Raw genomic sequence first — 21,506 nt, forward strand, 5'->3', positions numbered from 1 at the left:
TTTCTAAGTTAAATACCAGAAGTCAGATTTGAGTTTGCTACTTTCGCCTTTTAAATGAAGGCTATGCGCCAAAAATTGGATTCACATCCATACTTTTGTGGAGAATACGGATAATCTCAATATTTTGACTGCCGATTTGACGATAAAAGATTACGTGGCTTCCTTGTGGAAATTTTCTGTAGCTATCGCGAATTTCGTCACAGTCTTTATCAATTTCAGGGTTTTCGGCTAATAGCCAGAATATGTCATCAAACTGTTTTAGATAAATATTTCGCTGTTTACGACCCCTGCGTCGAGATGTAAACAAGGCTGCATCTTTTAAATCAGATTTTGCCTTGTTAGTTAACTAAAATGGCCTCATTTTATTTCATTTTTATCTAATTCATTGATAAACGAATCAAGGTCATAATCCGCAACTCCACTATTTTCACCTTCAATAAGTAATTGGCGTAAAGTGTTCATTTTCGTTTTTTGGCTTTCAAGTAAACGTAAAGCGGCGCGTATGACTTCACTTGCTGAGCCATAGCGGCCGCTTTGGAGTTGATTAGCAATAAAACTGTCAAAATGGTCACCCAAAGTAATGCTAGTGTTTTAGCCATGATATAGCCCTTAATACCAATAGATACCTAAATATGGTATCGGTTTGAGCTTGGATGCAAGGCGCGTTACAAAGCGTTAAAGCCATATTCTTTGAGGTTCCATTATAACGATCCATTCAGATACTCGCGCTAAAGCCTGTCCTACAACAATTGTACGATCTTACAGCTAATCCGGCTTGATTATTTCTCACCCAGCCCAACTTGAATACTAAACCGACAACTGGCAATGTCTATACGTTAATAACAAAACATCTCAGGAGTAAGTATGACTCAGTTTGACAGTGTAAGTGTTGTAAAAAAAGCGAATGTCTATTTTGATGGAAAAGTTTCGAGCCGTGTTGTGCTATTTGCCGATGGTAGCACTAAAACATTGGGCTTTATGCAGCCAGGAGAATTTGAGTTTGGCACAAATCAAAAAGAGCACATGGAGCTGCTAGCGGGAGAGTGGCAAGTATTACTGCCAGGCGAAACACAGTGGCAAACCATGAAGGCGGGAGATTCATTTAATGTAGACGCGAACGTTACCTTCCGCGTCAAGGTAACTGATTTCGCAGATTATTGTTGCTCGTACACTTAATGAGCAGATGTTAACCTCTCTGAACAGCCCGTGTGGTGCGGGCTTTTGCATACTTTATCCGCAACGCATGATCTAAATCATCAGTGGTTACAATCAATTACTAATTATCTGCAATTTTCGCTTGTGTTAATTCAATTCGCCCCCAATACTAACTGTGAGGTAACAATAAAAAAGGATACCCTATGAAGATTAATATTTCTGGTCATCATGTTGACGTTACTGACTCTGTAAGAGAGCACATCAACGAGAAGTTCTCGAAAATTGCAAGCCATTTTCCATCACTAATATCTCTTGATATTATTCTTTCAAAAGAACATCACAAACATCAAGCTGAGATCAGCACAACCTATGAAGGTGCAAGTTTATCAGTAAAAGCTGAGGATGATGTGATGTACCCAGCAATTGCAAGTGCCGCAAAAAAACTAGATGCATCTCTGAAGCATCGTAAAGGGCAAATGAAAGCCAAACTACACGAAAAGCCGGTCAGTACTACACCGGAAATTGCCCACGAAATCATTCAGGAAATGAATCTGAGCTAATTATAATTCGCCAGTCCAAGTGACTAGCCTTAAAACTTAACCTAAAAAAGCCAACCGTTGCGAAACGCTTGGCTTTTTTAGTTTTATTATTCAGCCTTCAGCCGTCACTCAGGTTGAAATTCAAAAAGTTAGCGAGTTACTAGGGGAAAGAGTAAAGTTTGCGAGATACGAGACGTAGGAGGCGTTTTAACGCCGAACAAAAATGGAGATATTAGATATCAGTCGTTAGAAGTCAGATTAAAAAAAAACAACGAGTAGCGAGTTACTTGACACAAGTGGTAGGTAGTCTAGTGTTGCTAACTTGCTAACTTGCTAACTTGCTAACTTGCTAACTTGCTAACTTGCTAACTTGCTAACTTGCTAACTTGCTAACTTGCTAACTTGCTAACTTGCTAACTTGCTAACTTGCTAACTTGCTAACTTGCTAACTTGCTAACTTGCTAACTTGCTAACTTGCTAACTTGCAGCAGTATCAAATTGGCAATCTAAATTAAATGCTCTAGGACCGGGTATTTTAATGGCTACAGCCGCCATTGGTGGCTCACATCTAGTAGCATCAACACAAGCAGGGTCGTTATTCGGCTGGCAGCTATTTTGGCTGATTATTGTAGTAAACGTATTGAAGTACCCATTCTTTCGATTTGGCATGGAGTACACACTCGCGACTAAGCAAAGTTTAGTTGAGGGCTATAAGCAAAAAGGGCCTGGGTATTTCTATAGTTTTATTGCGCTTAATATTGTTGCCGCTGTGGTGAACACTGCAGGGGTTTTATTATTAACGGCTAGCCTGCTGCACTACGCATTACCTATTACTATTTCTGTAACCTTATTATGCTGGCTGATTTTGGCTGTATGTTTGCTTATTTTGTTATTGGGGCACTTTAAAGCGCTCGATAATGTTTCTAAGCTAATTATGGGGCTGCTAACGGTTACAACAGTAGCTGCGTTGATAGTAGCGATTAATAATGGCGTTATGAATAATGGAACAGCGGCGTCTGTTGACTATGTGGGCCCGTCGCCTTATGAACTTGCCATGCTTGGCTTTATGGTTGCTTTGATGGGCTGGATGCCTGCACCTATCGAAATATCAGCAATTAGCTCACTGTGGCTAAAAGAAAAGCAGCAGCAACAAGCGGTGACAAAACAACAAGGCTTGTTTGATTTTAATTTGGGTTACTGGCTTACCGCAGCACTGGCGCTCGTGTTTTTCTCACTAGGTGTATTAGTGCAATATGGTCAAGCACAAGCTGTGCAATTAGGTGGCGTGGCCTTTGCTAAGCAGCTAATTGATATGTATGCCCTCACTATGGGCGAGTGGGCAAGGCCGCTGGTTTCGGGTATCGCTTTTTTATGTATGTTTGGTACCACGCTAACAGTGCTTGACGGCTACGCCAGAACATTAAATGAGTCGCATAAACTGCTATCGATTAAACAATCTAAACATAGTTTAAATATGTGGTTATTACTGCAAGCATTTGCTGGCATGGCAGTGATTTTATTTTTTAAATCAGCCCTTGGGCCAATGCTTACTTTTGCAATGACCCTCGCTTTTGTAACGACTCCCGTATTTGCATGGCTGAACTTTAGTTTAGTGCGCTCAGAACCTAGCATTCATCACTCACCTTTATTACGCACCCTAAGCTGGCTGGGTTTGCTTTATTTAGTTGGCTTTGCACTGGTGTTTTTGGTTTGGAAGGTAATGTAAAGGGAGCTATCAGCTTTCAGCCGTCAGCTGACGGCTCTAACTCAACTCCCTAATGGCATTACTAATCCCATCTAGCGTGAGTGGGTACATGCGGTTGTCCATTAGCTGCTTTATAAAATCAATCGATTGATAATAGCGCCAGTGTTCAACAGGTTGTGGGTTGAGCCAAGCGACTTTATCAAAGTGATTGGTTATGCGATTTAGCCAGGCACTGCCAGGCTCTTCATTCCAATGTTCTACGCTGCCACCGGGGTAGGCTATTTCGTAGGGCCCCATAGTGGCATCGCCAACAAAGATCACCTTGTAGTCGCTGGTGAACTTGTTAATCAAGGTCATGGTATCAATCACATTTGAGTGGCGACGTTCGTTGTCTTGCCAAACATGTTCATATAAACAGTTATGAAAATAGTAAAACTCAAGGTGTTTAAACTCGCTGTGTGCAGCGCTAAATAACTCTTCACAGGTATGAATGTAATCATCCATTGAACCGCCGATATCAAACAGCATCAATACTTTTACTGCATTGTGGCGCTCTGGAGCCATTTTTACATCTAGCATACCGCCTTGCTTTGCCGTTGCGCGGATAGTTTCGGTTAGATCGAGTGTATCGCTGGCACCAGTGCGGGCAAATTTACGCAGTTTTTTAAGAGCAAGTTTAATGGTGCGAGAACCTATTTCACGGTCGCTATCAAGGTTTCGGTAGCTGCGTTTATCCCATACTTTCACTGCACGGCGATGTCGATTACCGTCTTGACCTATTCGCACACCTTCTGGGTTATAACCATAGGCGCCAAATGGCGAAGTGCCACCAGTACCCACCCACTTATTACCCCCAGCATGGCGCTTTTGTTGCTCTTCAAGGCGTTGCTTGAGGGTTTCCATGAGTTTATCAAGGCCGCCCATGGCTTGTAATTGCGCTTTTTCTTCGTCGCTTAAATGCTTTTCAAACTCTTTACGCAGCCAATCATCAGGCAAGGCATGTTGTTGTTTTAAGCTTTCGAGAAGATCAAGGTCAGCGATTCCACTAAAGTAATCAGCAAAGGCTTTATCAAAACGGTCAAAATGGGTTTCATCTTTAACCATGATGGTACGCGCTAAGTAATAAAACGCGTCAACGTCTGCAAAAATAACCCCTTGCTTGAGCGCATTGATCAAATCAAGTAGCTCTCGCAAACTAACTGGTAAGCGGTATTCGCGAAGCTTAAAGAAAAACGCAATTAACATCTTAACGGCGGCTCATAAAAGCAAGTTTTTCGATTAAGCTAATGTCTTGCTCGTTCTTTAATAACGCCCCAAACATCGGCATTAAGCCACCTTTTTGGCTTTTATCATGCAGTGTTTTAGCGTCTATATCTTCAGCCATCAGTAGCTTTAACCAATCAAGCAATTCGCTGGTTGATGGCTTTTTCTTAATGCCGTTTACTTCACGTAGATTAAAGAACACCTCAAGTGCTTGGCGAACTAAATCTTGTTTAACGTGAGGGTGGTGTACATCGATAATCTGTGCCATTTCTTCGCTACTTGGAAAATCAATGTAATGGAAAAAACAACGACGTAAAAAGGCATCTGGCAGCTCTTTTTCGTTATTCGACGTAATGATCACAATCGGACGTTGCTTAGCAATCACTCGCTCGCCGGTTTCATAAACATGAAACTCCATTTTATCGAGTTCTAATAGCAAGTCGTTTGGAAATTCGATATCGGCTTTGTCGATTTCATCAATCAATAGCACTGGGCGTTTATTATGTTGCTCTCCATAGGTAAAGGCTTGCCATAATTTGCCTTTTACAATGTAGTTGCTGATATTGTGCACACGCTCATCACCTAACTGACTGTCGCGCAGGCGTGATACCGCATCATATTCATAAAGGCCTTGCTGCGCTTTAGTGGTTGATTTGATGTGCCATTGAATCAGCGTGGTGTCTAAGCTTTTCGCAAGCTCTTCCGCCAGCATGGTCTTGCCTGTGCCTGGCTCACCTTTTATAAGCAGGGGTTTTTCGAGCAAGATTGCTGCGTTAACCGCTTGTTTTAATGAGTTACTGGCAATGTAGTTATCGGTTGAATTAAAAAGCACGATGTCACCTTATCTGGTCTGAGCAGTGATTAATAACGTCATGATGCCACAGTTAGACGACGTCTGAAAGGTATGCAAAACGCGGTACAGTTTTCCCCTCTACAATGACTGTTTCTGTAAACATACTGAGCGGGCGTGCCCACATACCAAATTCTCCGTATAGCGCTTGGTAAATTACCAGTGGCTCATTGCTTTCGCTATGAGTAGCAACATATTCAACTTTATATTTTGGGCCTTTGTAATGTTGGTAAATACCAGGTTTGATTGTCATGTGTTTATCTCGCATCTTGGAGTCATTTGGGTATAATTGCAGTTTGCACATTATACGCTGAAACAAACTGCCTAAACTATGAATTATATTTCGTTAGATGAATACAAAAAAGCCTGGGTTTTCCGTCATAAAGATATGCCTATAAGCAACGAAGACGCAGCGCAAATTAAACCTATGAGTGCTGAACGCGCTGCGGTTTTATGGACCACTATGGTAAGCCGTGAGCATGACCACCCGGACTTTTTTGATAAAACAGATTGGTGTGGCAAAGAAGACAGCTTTTCAGAAACCATTAACTGGGAAAATGCGTGGGAAGCTGGTGATGAGCAGTTACCAGAAGAGATCCTTAACCACTTAGCGTGGGAAGCAAACACCACTGTGTATTTTTGTATGGCTCGCGACAATATTATTGAAACCAGTTTTGCGGTTTTTAAACGTTGTTGGCAAAACTTTATGTTTTTAGCTGATGGTAGTTTGTTATTAGGTAAAAAGCGTGATGCAGTGGTGCAGTTTTTAGAAACTGGCAACGCAAAATTGGGTAAAAAAGGCGCAGTAAAGTAGCGCTCAATAAACGCTCTATGCTATAAAACAGTCAAGCATTTGTTTTATAAGAGCGCGCATTGTCTAAACCAACTTCACAGAGCGAACACTCGCAACAAGCCGAAATTTGGCAGACTGATGCCGATCGTGCTTTGTATGCGCAGTTATGCAACGCATTTTATGCTCGTGAGATCCCACGTTTGGTTGATGAACCAGATGCTGCAAGGCTAAAACGCTTATTAGCAAGCTTGCCCTACTACATAGAGCGTTTGGCTATGCGTATTGTGAGTGGTGATGCGCCATTGCAGCTAGATTCACAAAACGGTAGTTGGCTTGAAAAACAAAAAACAACGCCGCCAGTTTATAATAAAAAAGACTCAGAAGAGTTTTATAGTCACCATGCTAAGCGCGGGTTAATTGTTCCCGTGCTAATTAATGACGAACAATGTACTACGGTGCGCATAGACAGCTTAGATCAAGTAAGCGACAATAAGGTACATTGCAACGAGCTTGGTTGGTTTGATAATTCAGGTGAATCGTTAGAGCACACACATGTACACCTGTTAAAGCCTGCAAAAGCGGTGATGGCAGCTGCGTGCTGTGGCCATCAATGGCAATTTAATAAACGCACTACACCTAAGCGTTTGTCATTAAGAGAAATGCTACTTGCAAGCAATATAAATTGGCGTAATTTAAAACGCCCTTTGACTTAATTTAACCGCGAAGGAGTGTTCAATGCGGGTTTTTCAATTCGCCTTGTTATGTTTGGCTTTATTTATTCAGTATCGCTTATGGTTTGGCCATAATGGAGTGCAAGATTACACTCGTTTAAAACAGGCGGTTACCTCTCATCAAGACACTAATGCAAAATTATTAAAGCGCAACAAGGTCCTCAAAGCCGATATTCAAGATTTAAAACTCGGTCAAGAGGGAATCGAAGAGCGAGCGCGCAATGAATTAGGAATGATTAAACCTGGCGAAACCTTTATTCGTGTATTACCAGGTCAACAGCAAAATGAACACTAAGCAAATTATAACCGCCATTGTTCCCGCTGCGGGAGTAGGGAGTCGAATGCAGCATTCGGCGCCAAAACAGTATATTGAACTTGCGGGTAAGACTATTTTAGAACATACCCTGAGTAAGCTTGCCGAACTGAACGATTTACATACTATTAAAGTAGCAATCAGCGATGATGATGGCTATTTTGCTGATTTACCTCATATTGATAAGCGTATTGAACGCGTTTCAGGTGGCAAAGAGCGCGCTGATTCTGTGCTAAATGCCTTAATATCACTTGCCGACAACCCGCCAGATTGGGTGCTTGTTCACGATGCAGCAAGACCATTAGTGTGTTTGGCTGATATTCAGCGTTTAATAACTGAATGTATAAAAGATAATGAAGGCGGTATTTTAGCGTCAAAAGTAAAAGACACCATCAAGCGCGGCCATTCGCACAGTGAGCAAACGGTGCCACGTGATGATTTATGGCTGGCTTTAACCCCTCAATTTTTCCCTTATCAGGCGCTGACAGATGCGCTATCACAAGCTCTTAAAAGTGGTGTGACTATCACCGATGAGGCATCGGCAATTGAATGGGCTAAGCAGCCTGTTAAGCTGGTTGTTGGTCGTAGTGATAATATTAAAATCACCACCCCAGAAGATTTAGATTTAGCAACATTTTTACTGCAAAAACAACAAAACGAGAGTACCTCATGATTCGAATTGGCCATGGCTTTGATGTACACAAATTTGGCGGCGAAGGACCGCTGGTAATTTGTGGTGAAAAAATAGATTATCCGCAAGGTTTCTTAGCTCATTCAGACGGTGATGTAGCTATCCACGCATTATGTGATGCCATTTTAGGTGCATTAGCAATGGGTGATATTGGCAAGCATTTCCCTGATACCGCCAGCGAATACGAAAATATTGATAGCCGAATTTTGCTACGCCACGTGGTTGGTCTTGCTAAAGAGCAAGGTTACGTACTTGGCAATGCCGATGTCACGATTGTTGCTCAAGCGCCAAAAATGTTGCCGCATATTCAAGCTATGCGTGAAAACTTATGCCAAGACCTTGAAGCTGATATTTCTCAAGTAAATGTGAAGGCAACAACCACAGAAAAGTTAGGGTTTGAAGGCCGTAAAGAAGGTATCTCTAGCCACGCTGTAGTGATTATGAGCAAACAAAACGCATGAGTGAGTTAAACTACTTATACGGTAAACCCCTTTCTAAGGCTGATTTTAAAACCCACGCCGAAGACTTCATGGTTGATGAAGATTTAGGTATTGAGTTTACAGGCTCTGGTGAGCATGTTTGCTTACAGGTTGTAAAAAAAGGCGAAAATACTCAGTTTGTTGCTAAACGCATTGCCGAAAAAGCTGGCGTATCCCCACGTGATGTAAGTTATGCGGGTTTAAAAGACCGCCATGGTGTGTGTACACAATGGTTTAGTGTGCCAGTACCGATTAAAAAGCACATTGAATTTAGTGAGTTAAATAACGAGCAGTTTTTTGTTGTATCGCAACAGCGTCATAATCGTAAGCTTCGAACCGGCTGCCATAAAGGCAATCGCTTTAGCATTACTTTACGAAATGTGACTGAGCCACTGGATATTTTGTGTCGTATTAATGCGGTGCGCGCAGGGGTGCCTAATTACTTTGGTGAGCAGCGCTTTGGTCATGGTGGCCACAACCTTGAAATGGCAAAGCGAATGTTTGCTGGAGAGCGTATCCGTGATAAAAAATTGCGTGGTTTAGTTATTTCAGCTGCACGCTCTTATGTCTTTAATGAAATAGTAAGCAAGCGTGTTGCCGAGCATGGCCTTGCTAAAACAATGCACCGCGAAGTGTTTATGCTTAGCGGAAGTAATGCGTTTTTTGAAGACAATATAAGTGATGACAATATAGCGCGTTTAGCGTCTGGCGATATTATGATGTCGGCCCCTATGGTTGGTAAAGGCGAAAAGGGTTTGACCAAGACCGAAAAAATGTGGCTCGAACCTTATCAATCTTGGATAGATGGGCTAAGCGAGTTAGGCCTTAAGAACGAACGTAGAATGTTACGTCTTATTCCAGACTCATTGGCAGTTGAAACCATTGACGAAAGCACTTTAAAGTTAAGTTTTGGTTTGCCAAAAGGTTGTTTTGCTACAGCCTTGTTAAGAGAGCTGGTGGAGTATCAAGACGCTAGCCCTAAAGAACAAAAACAAAAGGATGCGTAAATGAAAATCTTACTAAGCAATGATGATGGCGTGCATGCTAAAGGGATTGCGGTTTTGTATCATGCGTTAACGCAAATTGCTGATGTGACCTTAGTGGCTCCAGATCGCAATTGTAGTGGCGCAAGTAATTCATTAACGCTAATGAATCCATTGCGTGCAACCACGCTTGATAATGGCTTTATTTCGATTAATGGCACGCCGACTGACTGTGTGCATTTAGGGGTTAATGAACTAGTTGAACAGCAGCCAGATCTAGTTGTAGCCGGTATAAACCACGGTGCAAATTTAGGTGATGATACCTTGTATTCAGGTACTGTTGCAGCTGCTACCGAAGGACGCCATCTAGGACTACCTGCTATTGCTGTTTCGTTATGCTCTAAAGAAGGAAATCATTTTGAGACTGCTGCGGCCGTTGCTGTAAGCATTATTAAAGAGTTGGCCTCGCACCCATTACCGAAAGATCAAATCATCAACTTAAACGTGCCAGATATTCCGCTTACTGAGCTAAAAGGCGTAAAGGTAACCCGTTTAGGTTCGCGCCATAAAGCTGAAACCATGACTAAACAACAAGATCCATGGGGTCGTGATATTTATTGGTATGGGACTTTAGGTGCTGAAAGTGATGCTGGTGAAGGTACTGATTTTTACGCCATTAATAATGGTTTCGCATCAGTCACACCTCTCAGTGTTGATATGACGGCGAAAGAAAGCTTACAAGCCGTTGATAGCTGGTTAGCAAATATGGAGATTAATAGTGCTGACTAATTATAATCGCAGCGCACTCGCATTAGCTGAATTATTAAAACGCGAGGGTGTAGAAGATAGCACTGTGCTTGAAGCGATTGCCTCGACACCCAGACATATTTTCATCGATGATGTTTTACAGCACAAAGCTTATCAGAATACCGCATTGCCAATTGGTCAAGGACAAACGATTTCGCAGCCCTATATTGTGGCGCGCATGACAGAATTACTTCGCTTAGCTGGGGTACGTGACAAAGTGCTTGAAATTGGTACTGGGTCCGGCTATCAAACCGCAATACTGGCAAAAACCTTTACTAAAGTGTGCTCGGTGGAGCGTATCAAAGCACTGCAATGGCAAGCAAAGCGCCGTTTACACAAGCTTGATTTATACAATGTCACCATGAAACACGGAGACGGTTGGCAGGGCTGGCAGTCACAAGCACCTTTTGAAGGAATTATTGTTACAGCTGCAGCTGCCACTATGCCGCAAGGGCTACTTGCACAACTTGCTGATGGGGGCGTTATGATTGCACCTATTGGTGAGCAAGATCAGCAATTAATGATGGTCGTTAGAAATGGCGACACATTTACAGAACATAAAGTTGCACCAGTACGATTTGTACCTTTGGTACCTGGTGATATTGAATAGGACGTTAAACTTTGAAGTTGTTTACTAAGTTATATGATATGGCGCTTATATGGGCTAAACACCGCCATGCAGAGCGCTATTTAGCAGGGATGAGCTTTGCTGAATCCGTTTTTTTTCCGGTGCCGCCGGATGTCATGCTAGCGCCTATGTCGCTAGCTCAACCAGATAAAGCGTGGCGCTTTGCCAGCTTTACCACCATAGCTTCTGTAATCGGTGGTATTTTAGGTTACTTACTTGGTTTTTGGTTATTTGAACCTGTGGTTGAACCACTCATCACACAAATGGGTTGGCAAGCTAAATTTGATACTGCATTAAGCTGGTTCGAAAACTATGGTGTATGGGTTGTTTTCTTAGCGGGCTTTTCACCTATACCTTATAAGGTTTTCACCATAGGTGCAGGCTTGATGCAAATGGCATTCTTGCCGTTTTTAATTGCCTCGACAATAGGCCGTGGTGCACGCTTCTTCTTAGTGTCGGCTTTAATGAAGTGGGGCGGTGTTAAAATGGAACAAAAATTACGTCAATACGTTGAAGCGCTTGGCTGGGGATTAGTTGTTTTAGTAGTGGTTGCGTACTTTTTACTGCGATAACCCGCAAAACCATTAAATTAGTACGATAAGGAGCATTTTACGATGAGCAGGCAGTTAACAGTCTATGTTACTTTGTTTCTTAGTATTTTGCTCTTTGGTTGTACTTCTCGCGAAGCACCGGCGCCTGTCAGTAGTTTAGATAATAAAGTTAAACCAGCCACTCGCAAAGTAAATATCTCTGGCTCAAAATATGTAGTCAAAAAGGGAGATACTTTGTACTCAATTGCCTTCAGCGCTCAGCAAGATTTTCGCACTCTTGCAAAAATAAACGATATTCCAGCACCTTATACTATCTTCCCGGGGCAGAGAGTGCTGCTTAAAAAATCGGCACAAAAACCAAAAAAGACGAAAAAATATACGAATTTGAGTAAAAAGTCTACTGTTTATACACAAAAAAATAACAAAAAATTAAAGAAAGAGCTTGATCAGCCAAAACAACGAGAGTATGTTCAGAAACAAGCCAACAAAATAATTAGTGATAAAAACAGTAATTCTAATGCAAAAGTTGTATGGAGCTGGCCTGCAAAAGGTAAAGTAACACAACGATTCTCTAATAAAGAGAATGGCTTTAAAGGATTACAAATTACTAATAAACAAGGGGCTTCTGTTTTAGCTGCTGCACATGGAACTGTGGTATACGCGGGCAACGCATTGAGGGGGTATGGTAATTTAATTATTCTGAAACATAATGATGATTACCTAAGTGCTTATGCGCACAATTCAAAGTTGCTTGTAAAGGAAAAACAGGAAGTAAAGGCGGGGCAGAAAATAGCAGAAATGGGCAGTTCAGACTCTTCGGTTACGGCTTTGAGATTTGAAATTCGTTATCGGGGTCAAGCAGTCAATCCTGCTAAGTATCTACCTTAGCCATTTAGGGTATTGATAAAGTGATTTAGCTCAATCACATATTTGCTCGGGAGGACGCTTATGGGTCACACAGCAAAACTTGAGAAAAAAACTGACACGATTGACGATAAATTTGAAGACACGGTAGTCGAAGAAGAATCTTCTGAATTATTAGAAGAAGTCGACAACGAAGATGAAATTTTTGCAAAAGAAGAAGTTGCCAAAAATCTAGATGCTACACAACTGTATCTAGGTGAGATTGGTTTTTCTCCGCTGCTAAGTGCAGAAGAAGAAGTCTATTTTGCTCGAAAAGCACTGAAAGGCTGCGAAGCCTCTCGCAAGCGAATGATCGAAAGTAATTTACGTTTAGTGGTAAAAATTGCCCGCCGCTACAACAACCGTGGCCTTGCGCTACTTGACCTTATCGAAGAAGGTAATTTAGGCCTTATCAGAGCCGTTGAGAAATTTGACCCTGAACGAGGATTCCGTTTTTCAACTTACGCTACTTGGTGGATACGTCAAACCATTGAACGTGCCATCATGAACCAAACACGTACGATCCGATTACCTATTCATGTGGTAAAAGAGCTTAATGTTTATTTAAGAACTGCCCGTGAATTGACGCAAAAACTTGATCATGAACCAACCGCAGAAGAAATTGCAGAGTGCTTAGATAAGCCGGTTGAAGATGTTACTAAGATGCTGCGTTTAAATGAAAAAATCACCTCTGTAGACACACCTATTGGTGGTGAAAATGACAAAGCGCTATTAGATATAATCGCCGATGAAAAAGACTATGGTCCTGAGGGCGAAGTACAAAACAACGACATTAATAAACACATTGTTGATTGGCTTGGGGAATTAAATCCAAAACAACGTGAAGTACTTGCTCGTCGTTTTGGTTTGCTAGGCTACGAGCCATCAACACTTGAAGATGTTGGTCGTGAAATTGGTTTAACACGTGAACGAGTTAGACAAATTCAAGTGGAAGCATTACGTCGCTTAAAAGATATTTTGCAACACGAAGGCTTAAGCACAGACAGCCTATTCGATCAATTCACCTAATTTGACAACAATGTATACCTGATCAAGGGTATTAGGCCTTTGGGTCTAGAACACACAAAAAAGCTGACGTAATGTCAGCTTTTTTTATATCAACTTTATACCTACAGTAAATCTTTTAATTGATACAGTAGTTGGTGAGCTTGCCTTGGCGTTAAGCTATCTGGGTCAAGCTGTTCTAAGGTTAATTCAAGCTCGGAAGGTTCATCATCAAAACTTAATGTTTGTTGTTGCTGCTCAATTGGGGCTGTAACAGGTTGGTGATGTTCGAGCATTTTAAGTTTCTGTTTTGCTTGTTGGATTACCGCCTTTGGCACACCTGCTAGGGCTGCAACTTGTAAGCCAAAGCTCTTGCTTGCAGCGCCTTCAAGAACGGTATGCATAAAGGCAATTGTGTCGTTATGCTCAATGGCATCTAGGTGCACATTCACCAGTCCTGTTTTTTGCTCGGCGAGTTCTGTCAACTCAAAATAATGGGTCGCAAATAAGGTTTTGGCGGCAATTTTTGATGCTAAATAGTCAGCTGTTGCATAGGCAAGCGATAACCCATCATAGGTTGAGGTGCCGCGACCAATTTCATCCATCAGCACCAGTGATTGTGCTGTAGCATTATTTAAAATCGTTGCAGTTTCTGTCATTTCAACCATGAAGGTTGAGCGCCCTGATGCTAAGTCATCACTTGCGCCAATACGCGTAAAGATACGGTCAATATTACCGATTTCTGCACTATCAGCAGGAACGTAACAGCCAATGTGGGCCATCAGAACAATAAGCGCAGTTTGACGCATGTAGGTTGATTTACCACCCATATTTGGACCTGTGATAATCAACATTTTACGGTCGTTATTAAGCTCTACTGGATTGGCAATAAACGGGTCTTTCATAACCTGCTCTACCACCGGGTGGCGACCTTGTTTAATACTGATGTTATCGTTATCGCACAGTATTGGTTTAGCATAATTAAGCGCCTGCGCTCGTTCTGCTAAATTGTTCAGTACATCTAAGTCTGCCAGTACGGCTGCCATTGTTTGTAGCTGCTCAATGTGCGGAGCAATAAACTCAAATAATTGCTCATATAGCTGTTTTTCAAGCGCGAGGGCTTTTGATTGGCTACCAAGTACTTTATCTTCGTGCTCTTTAAGCTCAGGGATGATATAGCGCTCATTATTTTTTAGCGTTTGGCGGCGAATATAATCCGTAGGAACTAAATGTGAATTAGCGCGGCTTACTTCAATAAAAAAGCCGTGGACCTTGTTATAGCCAATTTTTAAGGTGCTAATGCCTGTACGTTCACGCTCACGTTCTTCAAGCTTTTCAAGAATATCGGTTGCACCTTGGCTTAGCGCACGCCACTCATCAAGTTCGCTGTTATAACCTGGTGCAATTACACCGCCATCACGGATAAGCACCGGTGGGGTTTCGATTACAGCACGTTCTAGTAAATCTTGTAGTTCAGGTAACTGTTGCGACTTTGCAATAATTTGGCTAATACGCGGATCGTTAGCATCCATAAGTAATTCGTGTAGTGGCGCTAGAGCCTGCAATGCACTTCGAAGGCGCGTTAAATCACGCGGCCTTGCTGTACAAAGCGCTAAACGTGCAATAACACGTTCAATATCGCCAATTTGCTTTAACGATTCTTGTAGCTCACCACATAATTGAGCATCGATAATTGCGCTGATAGCGTTTAGTCGCGAATTGAGCTCTGTTTTGCTGCGCACTGGGGTATGAATACGGCGTTTTAATAAGCGAGAACCCATTGCAGTTGCTGTTTTATCAAGTACTTGTGCAAGTGTATTCTCGTAACCACCCGATAAATTAACTGTTAGTTCGAGGTTTTTACGGGTCGCTGCATCTAAGATCACCGCGTGTTCATTTTGCTCAAGGGTAATAGCACGAATATGCGGTAAGGCAATGCGCTGAGTATCTTTTACGTATTGCATTAAGCAGCCTGCAGCAACTAAAGCCGCGTGTGCTTTTTCTACACCAAAACCTACTAAATCTTTGGTGCCAAATTGGTCGCATAGTAAATGCTGAGCAGTATCTAAATCAAACTCCCATTCTGGGCGGCGACGCGCCCCTTTGATATGCTCAATTAGGTGAACATTTGCAAATGTTTCACTATAAAGCAGTTCAGCAGGGGCTAAACGCTGTAATGTTGAACTAAACGCTTCATCCGTATTAACTTCTAATACATTGAATCGGCCAGAGTTAATATCTAAATAAGCAATACCATAAGCGCCTTGTTTATTTTGCCAAACACTGGTTAGCAGGTTGTCTTGGCGTTCTTGTAACAGCGCTTCGTCAGAAATCGTGCCCGGCGTAACAATACGTACTACTTTACGTTCAACTGGGCCTTTGCTAGTTGCTGGGTCGCCAACTTGTTCACAAATAGCCACTGATTCACCCATTTGTACAAGGCGAGCTAAGTAGTTTTCGACTGCGTGATAGGGTACGCCTGCCATTGGTATTGGATCACCACCGGCTTTACCACGATGTGTTTGAGAAATATCAAGAAGTTGTGCTGCACGCTTGGCATCATCAAAGAAAAGTTCGTAAAAGTCGCCCATACGATAAAACAATAAAATGTCCCGATGCTCGGCTTTTATTTTTAGATACTGCTGCATCATAGGGGTTTGTTGTTTTATAGTGTGCGGTGCATAAAGATCAAACGACATGTATTTACCCAAAGGCTGAATATGAAATTACATCAAGAGATTAAAACACTTGCTGCGAAATTAGGATCTATTTTAACGGATAAACGCTTATGGATCACTACCGCAGAATCATGCACCGGTGGTGGCGTTAGTTATGCCTTAACTGATACCCCTGGTAGTTCTAACTATATTGATCGAGCGTTTGTCACTTATAGTAATCAAGCAAAACAAGAGCTAATTGGCGTAAATGAGCAAACTTTAAACAGTTTCGGTGCGGTTAGTGAACAAACAGTTGTTGAAATGGCATCGGGTGCTGCTAAAGCTGCAAACGCAGATATCGCAATAGCTATTTCTGGTATTGCAGGCCCCGGTGGTGGAACACTGGATAAGCCTGTGGGCTTAGTATGGTTTTGTATTCATTTTTCAGGTAAAAACTACCCAAGCCAGCAGGTTTTCTCTGGCGATAGAGCTGAAGTTAGGCTGCAAGCTATTGTTTATTCATTAAAAAGTATAATTGAACTGATAAAATCTGAAAATTAGCTTGATACTGTGATTTCATACAGTATACTGTCTGCATTAGCCGGATTTGGAGAACAGAATGAACGATAACAAACAAAAAGCCTTAGACGCTGCTTTATCACAAATTGAGCGTCAATTTGGTAAAGGCTCAATTATGAAACTGGGCGACAACAAAGCCCTAGATATTGAAGCAATCTCAACAGGTTCACTGGGTATCGATATCGCATTAGGTATTGGTGGTTTACCTACGGGTCGTATTGTTGAAGTGTATGGTCCTGAATCATCAGGTAAAACAACGCTTACTTTACAAGTTATCGCTGAAGCTCAAAAGCAAGGTAAAACCTGTGCATTCGTAGATGCTGAGCACGCTCTAGATCCTGTATACGCACAAAAATTGGGTGTAAACATCGATGACTTACTTGTTTCTCAGCCAGATACTGGTGAGCAAGCATTAGAAATCTGTGACATGTTAGTTCGTTCAAGTGCTGTTGATGTTGTGATTGTTGACTCGGTAGCAGCTTTAACACCTAAAGCTGAAATTGAAGGCGACATGGGTGACTCACACATGGGTCTTCAAGCTCGCTTAATGTCACAAGCATTACGTAAGCTTACAGGTAACATCAAGCGTTCAAACACGCTATGTATTTTCATCAACCAAATCCGTATGAAAATTGGTGTTATGTTTGGTAACCCTGAAACAACAACGGGTGGTAACGCACTTAAGTTCTACGCTTCAGTACGTATCGATATTCGTCGTATTGGTTCAGTGAAAGAAGGCGATGAGGTTGTAGGTAATGAAACCCGCGTTAAAGTAGTTAAGAATAAGGTTGCTCCGCCGTTTAAACAAGCTGAGTTCATCATTATGTATGGTGAAGGTATTTCTAAACAAGGCGAGTTAATAGACCTAGGTGTTAAGCATAAGATTGTTGAAAAATCAGGTGCTTGGTATAGCTACAATGGCAACAAAGTTGGTCAAGGTAAAGCAAACTCAATTAAGTTCTTAAAAGACAACCCTGAGATCGCAGATGAGATCGAAGGTAAGTTACGTGAGATGCTATTACTTCAAGCAACTGTGCAACCTGAAGATGGTGAAGATGCAGGCCTAATAGCAGAAGACGAGCTATAAGTACCGCTAAAAAAGTACAGTTAAGCGTGATTTGACCCGCACTTAACACAAAAAGACCGCTACATTGTTAGCGGTTTTTTTATGGGTGCTTGTAGCAGCGATTTTATATCGCGTTCAATCACTTTCTCCTTTCTAACTTTACTCTTGTAACTCTTTCATGAAAAGCCGCATATAATGCGGCTTTTCATGCACTTACAGCTTAAAACTTAAAACTTAAAGCTGCCAGTTGAAAGACACTGAGTAGTTACGCGGTGCACCGTAATAGCCTTGCGCCCAGAAAAGACTGTGGATGTACTTTTCGTTGGTCACGTTATTAATATTCAAGTTAACGCTCATATTGTCATTAATATCGTACGTTGCCATTAGGTTTAAAAGACCATACGCATCTTGCGTAGTAGTGATAAGTGCAGCATTTGTTGCCGCATCACGAACTTGTACGCGTTTTGTATCGTCTTGCCAACGATAGTTTAAGCCAAAGGTTAAACCATCAATCTCAGGCACTTTATGAGTTACAGCAAGTTTGAACTGGTTTTCAGGTGTGTAGTCTTTTACTAACTCATCACCATCAATGTTTAGATTGCTGTAGCTGAAGCTTGCACTTAGTGTTTCGCTGATTTGACCACTAAGTTCTACTTCAATGCCATCGCTGTTAATGCCATCTGCGCCATAGTAGCGCGTGTCATCAGGTAATGAATCAGGGATAGCTACAGCAAGGCCAACTTGTTTAGCATCAAAGTAAGCAACTGTTACAAACAAGTCGTCATCAAGTAGCTGTGCTTTTACACCAATTTCGCTGCTTTTTCCTGTGATAGGGTCTAAGTAATCGCCATTAATGTCACGTTCTGTTTGCGGCACAAATGTTTCTGTGTAGCTTGCGTAAGTTGAAAAGCGCTCGTTGATATCATACACAGCACCAAAGTAAGGCACTGTTTGGTCACTGTCTTTATCTTTTGCGACGCCGTACGATTCGCCCTCAGTTTCCCAGTTTACCTGGCTCACGCCAGCTAAAACACTAAATGCGTCAGTGGCACGGATGCGCGTTGAAATATATGCAGAGCGTTGACGGCTAGTGATATCAGCACCTGTTAAACCATCAGTAAGTGTTGGAACTGGCGCAACACCATCCCAGCCACCTAGTTCAGGCATTGCTGGGAAACCATTACCGGTAGTGTAGTCATACAATGATTTATCTTTGTAATCCATATCTGCTTGGTTTACACCAAATGACAGGTCATGCTCCATACCAAATAAATTAAATTTACCTGTTGCGTAGATATCTAAAATGTCGTGCTTATCTTTGTGGTCATATTCACTCGCATAACCCGTTAAGCCAAGGCCAGTTTCTCTATCTGGTGTGCCGTAAACATAGAAAAGCTCCGAGTCTTGCTCATTTTCTAAGTGCGCGTAGCTTGCTTTTAAGAACCAAGTATTGGTGATTGCTTGCTCAATTGATAAGAACAGCTGCTCTGTCGTGTTATTCCAGTATGACCAGTCAGATGCTGTGCTGGTTGAAGCATCAAAGTTTGTTGCTGAACCATCGCTGTAATAAAGCGGTAAGGCACCCCAAAGTGGGCTGTCAGCATCTTTCTTTTGATTTACGTAGTTTGCAGTTACAACTGTACTATCAGTTAGCTGACCTTCGTAGGCTAGGTAATAAATTGTTTTATCTTGCTCGTAGCGGTCAAGGTATGACTCAGTTTTGTGCTTAGTGAATACAGCGCGTACAGCATGGTTTTCGTTAATAGCAGTTGAAGCGTCAAGCTCTAAACGCTTGTTGTCCCAAGAGCCATAGGATACAGACGCATTGACTTGTGTTTGGTAAGTAGGGCGCTTTAGAACCATGTTCACAGTTGCCGATGGGTTACCAGCACCTGTCATTAAACCATTGGCACCACGCACAATTTCAACACTATCGAAAATAGAAGTATCAAGAGTACCTTGGATTGAACCGTTGTCTTGTGGCATACCCATGCCATTAACTTGGAAGTTGGTGATCTCAAAACCGCGGGCTTTAAAATAAGTACGGTCAGTTTCGATTTGCTCAACAGTCACACCTGGCGTACTTTCTAACACTGCATTGATGTTATCAAGTGAGAAGTCATCCATTAAAGCACGTGAAACAACAGAGATTGACTGCGGTGTTTCTTTAATTGTTAGCCCTAATTTGGTTGCCGACTGTGCTTCTTCAGTGATGTAGTTTTTATGATGCTGGCCATAAACGGCAATTTTTTCAATTGCTTGTTCTTCTTTTTGTTGTTCTGCAAAAGCGTGGCCACTTAAAAGTGCTGAGGTCACAAGGCTTAATTGAGATAAGCGCAAAAATTTTGTTGATGACATGCAAAGTTCCAATTAGTTCAATGAATAGTGAAATTAATGCGTAATTTAATCTAAATGAAAATAATTTGCAATTAGGGTTTTTATTTTAGTGAATAATTGTTTGTAAAAAAGTTTAAAGGGCATAGAAATATAAAAAGGAGATATAAAAAAAGCGGCCGAAGCCGCTTCAGGAAGTAAAACGAGTTTAAATCTTAAAACACATATTTTGCAGAGAATTGCAGACGATCCATATCGCCGTCTGCACCGCTTTCTAACTCACGCTCAGCATGTTTAAATTCAACACCAAATGTAAGCTTTTTAACAGGCGAATATAAAAGGTTGGCACTATAGCTTTGGCTCATTTCTGTAGGATCGCCAGTCACAGCAAGTAAATCTGTGTTGTTATCTGCTGAGAAGAATGAGTAAAGGAAAGTTGAGCGCCATTGGCTGTTCCAGTGTTGTTGGTAGGCAATAAAGCCTGATGTTGAATCAATTGCATCTAGATCATCACCGTCAAGAACAGCACCATTAGCTACATTTAGACCAATGTAGCGGCCTAAACCTGAACCCTGAGTAAGCATAAATTTAAGGTTATTTTGGCCAAAATTAACTTTACCTGAGGCACTGATACCAAACGATGATGTATCAGCATCAATACCATTTTGTTTATAAGTTAACTGGCGAGCAAGACCGGTAAATACTAATTCACCCCAATCAGCTTTATGTGCGTAACGTGCTGTAAAGTCTGGCATTGATGCATCATCGGTAGCAACGCGTGCTCCGCCAACAGTGACTGTACTCTCTGGGTTTTCGATAGAGAATGACCAATTACCTGTGGTGTAGCGTGCCTGTGCTTGACGGACGAACACAGTACCTTCAGCAGGACCAACGAAGTCGAGCGTTTCAGGTAATGCGCCTACGTTTTGGAAGTTTGACCAAGCTTGACCAAATAACCAACCATCATAAGTCAAAAATGCTTGACGAATACGAGGCGCGTAAGAGTTACTAACACGTTCATTACCGCCTGGCGCTGAAGCAATAAAGTCGATTTCAATTTTAGTTTTAATGGTTTTACCATCGTCTAACTTTGTTGCTGTGCCTAGGTTAAAGCGAGATTGGCGTGCATGCATGTCAAACACAGCATCGCTGTCGCTGTCTGCGCCTACCGGTGTTGTACCCGGTACGTAAAAGTCACGGCCAATACTGCCGCCAGCTGGTACGCCTGCAGAGTAATCACTCCACATGGCATCAAGTTTTACATAGCCACCATAAGAAACGTCAGTGTTGCCAATGGTTGCGGCGTTAGCGGTACCTGCAAGTGCACATAAAACAGCTGAAGCTGTGAGTGTTTTTAATGCGGTTACTTTTGTTGTTGTCATAATGTGTATTCCTGTCGAAGCTACTTGTTGATTGCATTAATGTTGTTGTATCACTGTTGTTTAAGAAATGACTTCTCTCAATTATCTATTGG

General features: G+C 41.9%; 23 protein-coding genes and 1 pseudogene. 16 read left to right on the forward strand and 8 right to left on the reverse strand.

All coding sequences use genetic code 11. The features are described from left to right. Positions 1–61 precede the first annotated feature (61 nt). Both L1D46_RS00155 and L1D46_RS00160 read right to left on the reverse strand, forming a co-directional pair. Positions 62–334: pseudogene (locus L1D46_RS00155) on the reverse strand (type II toxin-antitoxin system RelE/ParE family toxin); the annotation flags it as partial. A gap of 23 nt (positions 335–357) precedes the next feature. Further along, positions 358–582 (reverse strand): type II toxin-antitoxin system ParD family antitoxin, encoded by a 225-nt coding sequence (locus L1D46_RS00160; protein ID WP_205987941.1) that lies wholly within the window; start codon positions 580–582, stop codon positions 358–360. A gap of 282 nt (positions 583–864) precedes the next feature. Between L1D46_RS00160 and L1D46_RS00165 the strand changes: the two genes are divergently transcribed. The 3 genes from L1D46_RS00165 to L1D46_RS00175 all read left to right on the forward strand — a co-directional run bounded on the left by L1D46_RS00165 (position 865) and on the right by L1D46_RS00175 (position 3,420). Beyond that, positions 865–1,176, forward strand: coding sequence for a pyrimidine/purine nucleoside phosphorylase (locus L1D46_RS00165; RefSeq protein ID WP_130050691.1), 312 nt, complete (start codon positions 865–867; stop codon positions 1,174–1,176). A gap of 182 nt (positions 1,177–1,358) precedes the next feature. After that, entirely contained in the window at positions 1,359–1,715 is a 357-nt protein-coding gene (gene raiA, locus L1D46_RS00170) for a ribosome-associated translation inhibitor RaiA (protein WP_130050692.1), read from the forward strand. A gap of 517 nt (positions 1,716–2,232) precedes the next feature. Further along, a complete protein-coding gene (locus L1D46_RS00175) occupies positions 2,233–3,420 on the forward strand; it encodes a divalent metal cation transporter (RefSeq protein WP_239976509.1) in 1,188 nt (395 codons plus the stop codon). Positions 3,421–3,456: 36 nt separating this feature from the next. On the opposite strand, the gene L1D46_RS00180 is transcribed toward L1D46_RS00175, so the two are convergent. Genes L1D46_RS00180 through L1D46_RS00190 form a run of 3 tightly spaced genes read right to left on the reverse strand, consistent with a single transcriptional unit; the run spans position 3,457 to position 5,765 of the window. After that, positions 3,457–4,644 (reverse strand): VWA domain-containing protein, encoded by a 1,188-nt coding sequence (locus L1D46_RS00180; protein ID WP_239976510.1) that lies wholly within the window; start codon positions 4,642–4,644, stop codon positions 3,457–3,459. Between the two features lies 1 nt (position 4,645). After that, positions 4,646–5,494: a MoxR family ATPase gene (locus L1D46_RS00185; protein WP_239976511.1), complete on the reverse strand. Its 849-nt coding sequence runs from the start codon at positions 5,492–5,494 to the stop codon at positions 4,646–4,648. A 52-nt stretch (positions 5,495–5,546) separates the two neighbouring features. Continuing rightward, on the reverse strand, positions 5,547–5,765 hold the full coding sequence (locus L1D46_RS00190) for a DUF1653 domain-containing protein (protein WP_167658573.1): 219 nt from the start codon (positions 5,763–5,765) through the stop codon (positions 5,547–5,549). A 78-nt stretch (positions 5,766–5,843) separates the two neighbouring features. Here L1D46_RS00190 and L1D46_RS00195 point away from each other — a divergent pair, with 78 nt between their 5' ends. The 11 genes from L1D46_RS00195 to rpoS are packed head-to-tail and all read left to right on the forward strand — an operon-like array spanning position 5,844 to position 13,420. After that, positions 5,844–6,326 (forward strand): DUF2947 domain-containing protein, encoded by a 483-nt coding sequence (locus L1D46_RS00195; protein WP_130050694.1) that lies wholly within the window; start codon positions 5,844–5,846, stop codon positions 6,324–6,326. A gap of 59 nt (positions 6,327–6,385) precedes the next feature. After that, positions 6,386–7,018 carry a hypothetical protein gene (locus L1D46_RS00200; protein WP_130050695.1) on the forward strand — a complete coding sequence of 211 codons (633 nt, stop codon included), beginning with the start codon at positions 6,386–6,388 and terminating at the stop codon, positions 7,016–7,018. A gap of 22 nt (positions 7,019–7,040) precedes the next feature. Further along, complete coding sequence (ftsB, locus tag L1D46_RS00205) at positions 7,041–7,331, forward strand: cell division protein FtsB (RefSeq protein WP_167658562.1); 291 nt, start codon at positions 7,041–7,043, stop codon at positions 7,329–7,331. Beyond that, positions 7,321–8,022, forward strand: coding sequence for a 2-C-methyl-D-erythritol 4-phosphate cytidylyltransferase (ispD, locus tag L1D46_RS00210; RefSeq protein WP_239976512.1), 702 nt, complete (start codon positions 7,321–7,323; stop codon positions 8,020–8,022). Before ftsB ends, ispD begins: the two co-directional genes overlap by 11 nt. Continuing rightward, on the forward strand, positions 8,019–8,501 hold the full coding sequence (ispF, locus tag L1D46_RS00215) for a 2-C-methyl-D-erythritol 2,4-cyclodiphosphate synthase (protein WP_130050698.1): 483 nt from the start codon (positions 8,019–8,021) through the stop codon (positions 8,499–8,501). Before ispD ends, ispF begins: the two co-directional genes overlap by 4 nt. Beyond that, positions 8,498–9,526 carry a tRNA pseudouridine(13) synthase TruD gene (locus L1D46_RS00220; RefSeq protein WP_167658563.1) on the forward strand — a complete coding sequence of 343 codons (1,029 nt, stop codon included), beginning with the start codon at positions 8,498–8,500 and terminating at the stop codon, positions 9,524–9,526. The genes ispF and L1D46_RS00220 overlap by 4 nt, the downstream gene beginning before the upstream one ends. Beyond that, positions 9,527–10,291, forward strand: a complete 765-nt coding sequence (surE, locus tag L1D46_RS00225; RefSeq protein WP_130050700.1) for a 5'/3'-nucleotidase SurE — start codon at positions 9,527–9,529, stop codon at positions 10,289–10,291. It abuts the gene before it with no gap. Next, the gene (locus L1D46_RS00230) at positions 10,281–10,919 is read left to right on the forward strand and encodes a protein-L-isoaspartate(D-aspartate) O-methyltransferase (RefSeq protein WP_054551144.1); all 639 of its coding nucleotides are present in this window, start codon (positions 10,281–10,283) and stop codon (positions 10,917–10,919) included. Before surE ends, L1D46_RS00230 begins: the two co-directional genes overlap by 11 nt. An 11-nt stretch (positions 10,920–10,930) precedes the next feature. After that, positions 10,931–11,509, forward strand: coding sequence for a YqaA family protein (locus tag L1D46_RS00235; RefSeq protein WP_130050701.1), 579 nt, complete (start codon positions 10,931–10,933; stop codon positions 11,507–11,509). 42 nt (positions 11,510–11,551) lie between these two features. Beyond that, positions 11,552–12,376: a peptidoglycan DD-metalloendopeptidase family protein gene (locus L1D46_RS00240; RefSeq protein ID WP_130050702.1), complete on the forward strand. Its 825-nt coding sequence runs from the start codon at positions 11,552–11,554 to the stop codon at positions 12,374–12,376. A gap of 60 nt (positions 12,377–12,436) precedes the next feature. Next, positions 12,437–13,420, forward strand: a complete 984-nt coding sequence (gene rpoS / locus L1D46_RS00245) for an RNA polymerase sigma factor RpoS (protein ID WP_130050703.1) — start codon at positions 12,437–12,439, stop codon at positions 13,418–13,420. A gap of 101 nt (positions 13,421–13,521) precedes the next feature. Here rpoS and mutS read toward each other — a convergent pair whose 3' ends face one another. Then, positions 13,522–16,095 (reverse strand): DNA mismatch repair protein MutS, encoded by a 2,574-nt coding sequence (mutS, locus tag L1D46_RS00250; protein ID WP_239976513.1) that lies wholly within the window; start codon positions 16,093–16,095, stop codon positions 13,522–13,524. Between the two features lie 21 nt (positions 16,096–16,116). On the opposite strand from mutS, the gene L1D46_RS00255 reads away from it, so the two are divergent. Together L1D46_RS00255 and recA are read left to right on the forward strand one after the other, a co-directional pair. Further along, positions 16,117–16,614, forward strand: coding sequence for a nicotinamide-nucleotide amidohydrolase family protein (locus tag L1D46_RS00255; protein ID WP_130050705.1), 498 nt, complete (start codon positions 16,117–16,119; stop codon positions 16,612–16,614). 58 nt (positions 16,615–16,672) lie between these two features. Continuing rightward, on the forward strand, positions 16,673–17,719 hold the full coding sequence (gene recA, locus L1D46_RS00260) for a recombinase RecA (RefSeq protein ID WP_130050706.1): 1,047 nt from the start codon (positions 16,673–16,675) through the stop codon (positions 17,717–17,719). A gap of 213 nt (positions 17,720–17,932) precedes the next feature. Here the strand turns inward: recA and L1D46_RS00265 are convergent, their stop codons facing one another. After that, positions 17,933–20,056, reverse strand: a complete 2,124-nt coding sequence (locus tag L1D46_RS00265) for a TonB-dependent siderophore receptor (RefSeq protein WP_239976514.1) — start codon at positions 20,054–20,056, stop codon at positions 17,933–17,935. Positions 20,057–20,247: 191 nt separating this feature from the next. Then, entirely contained in the window at positions 20,248–21,414 is a 1,167-nt protein-coding gene (locus tag L1D46_RS00270; protein WP_239976515.1) for a DcaP family trimeric outer membrane transporter, read from the reverse strand. Positions 21,415–21,506 lie beyond the last annotated feature (92 nt).

The organism is Pseudoalteromonas sp. Isolate3 (assembly GCF_022398505.1).
In the GTDB taxonomy this organism is placed as follows: Bacteria; Pseudomonadota; Gammaproteobacteria; order Enterobacterales; family Alteromonadaceae; genus Pseudoalteromonas; species Pseudoalteromonas apostichopi.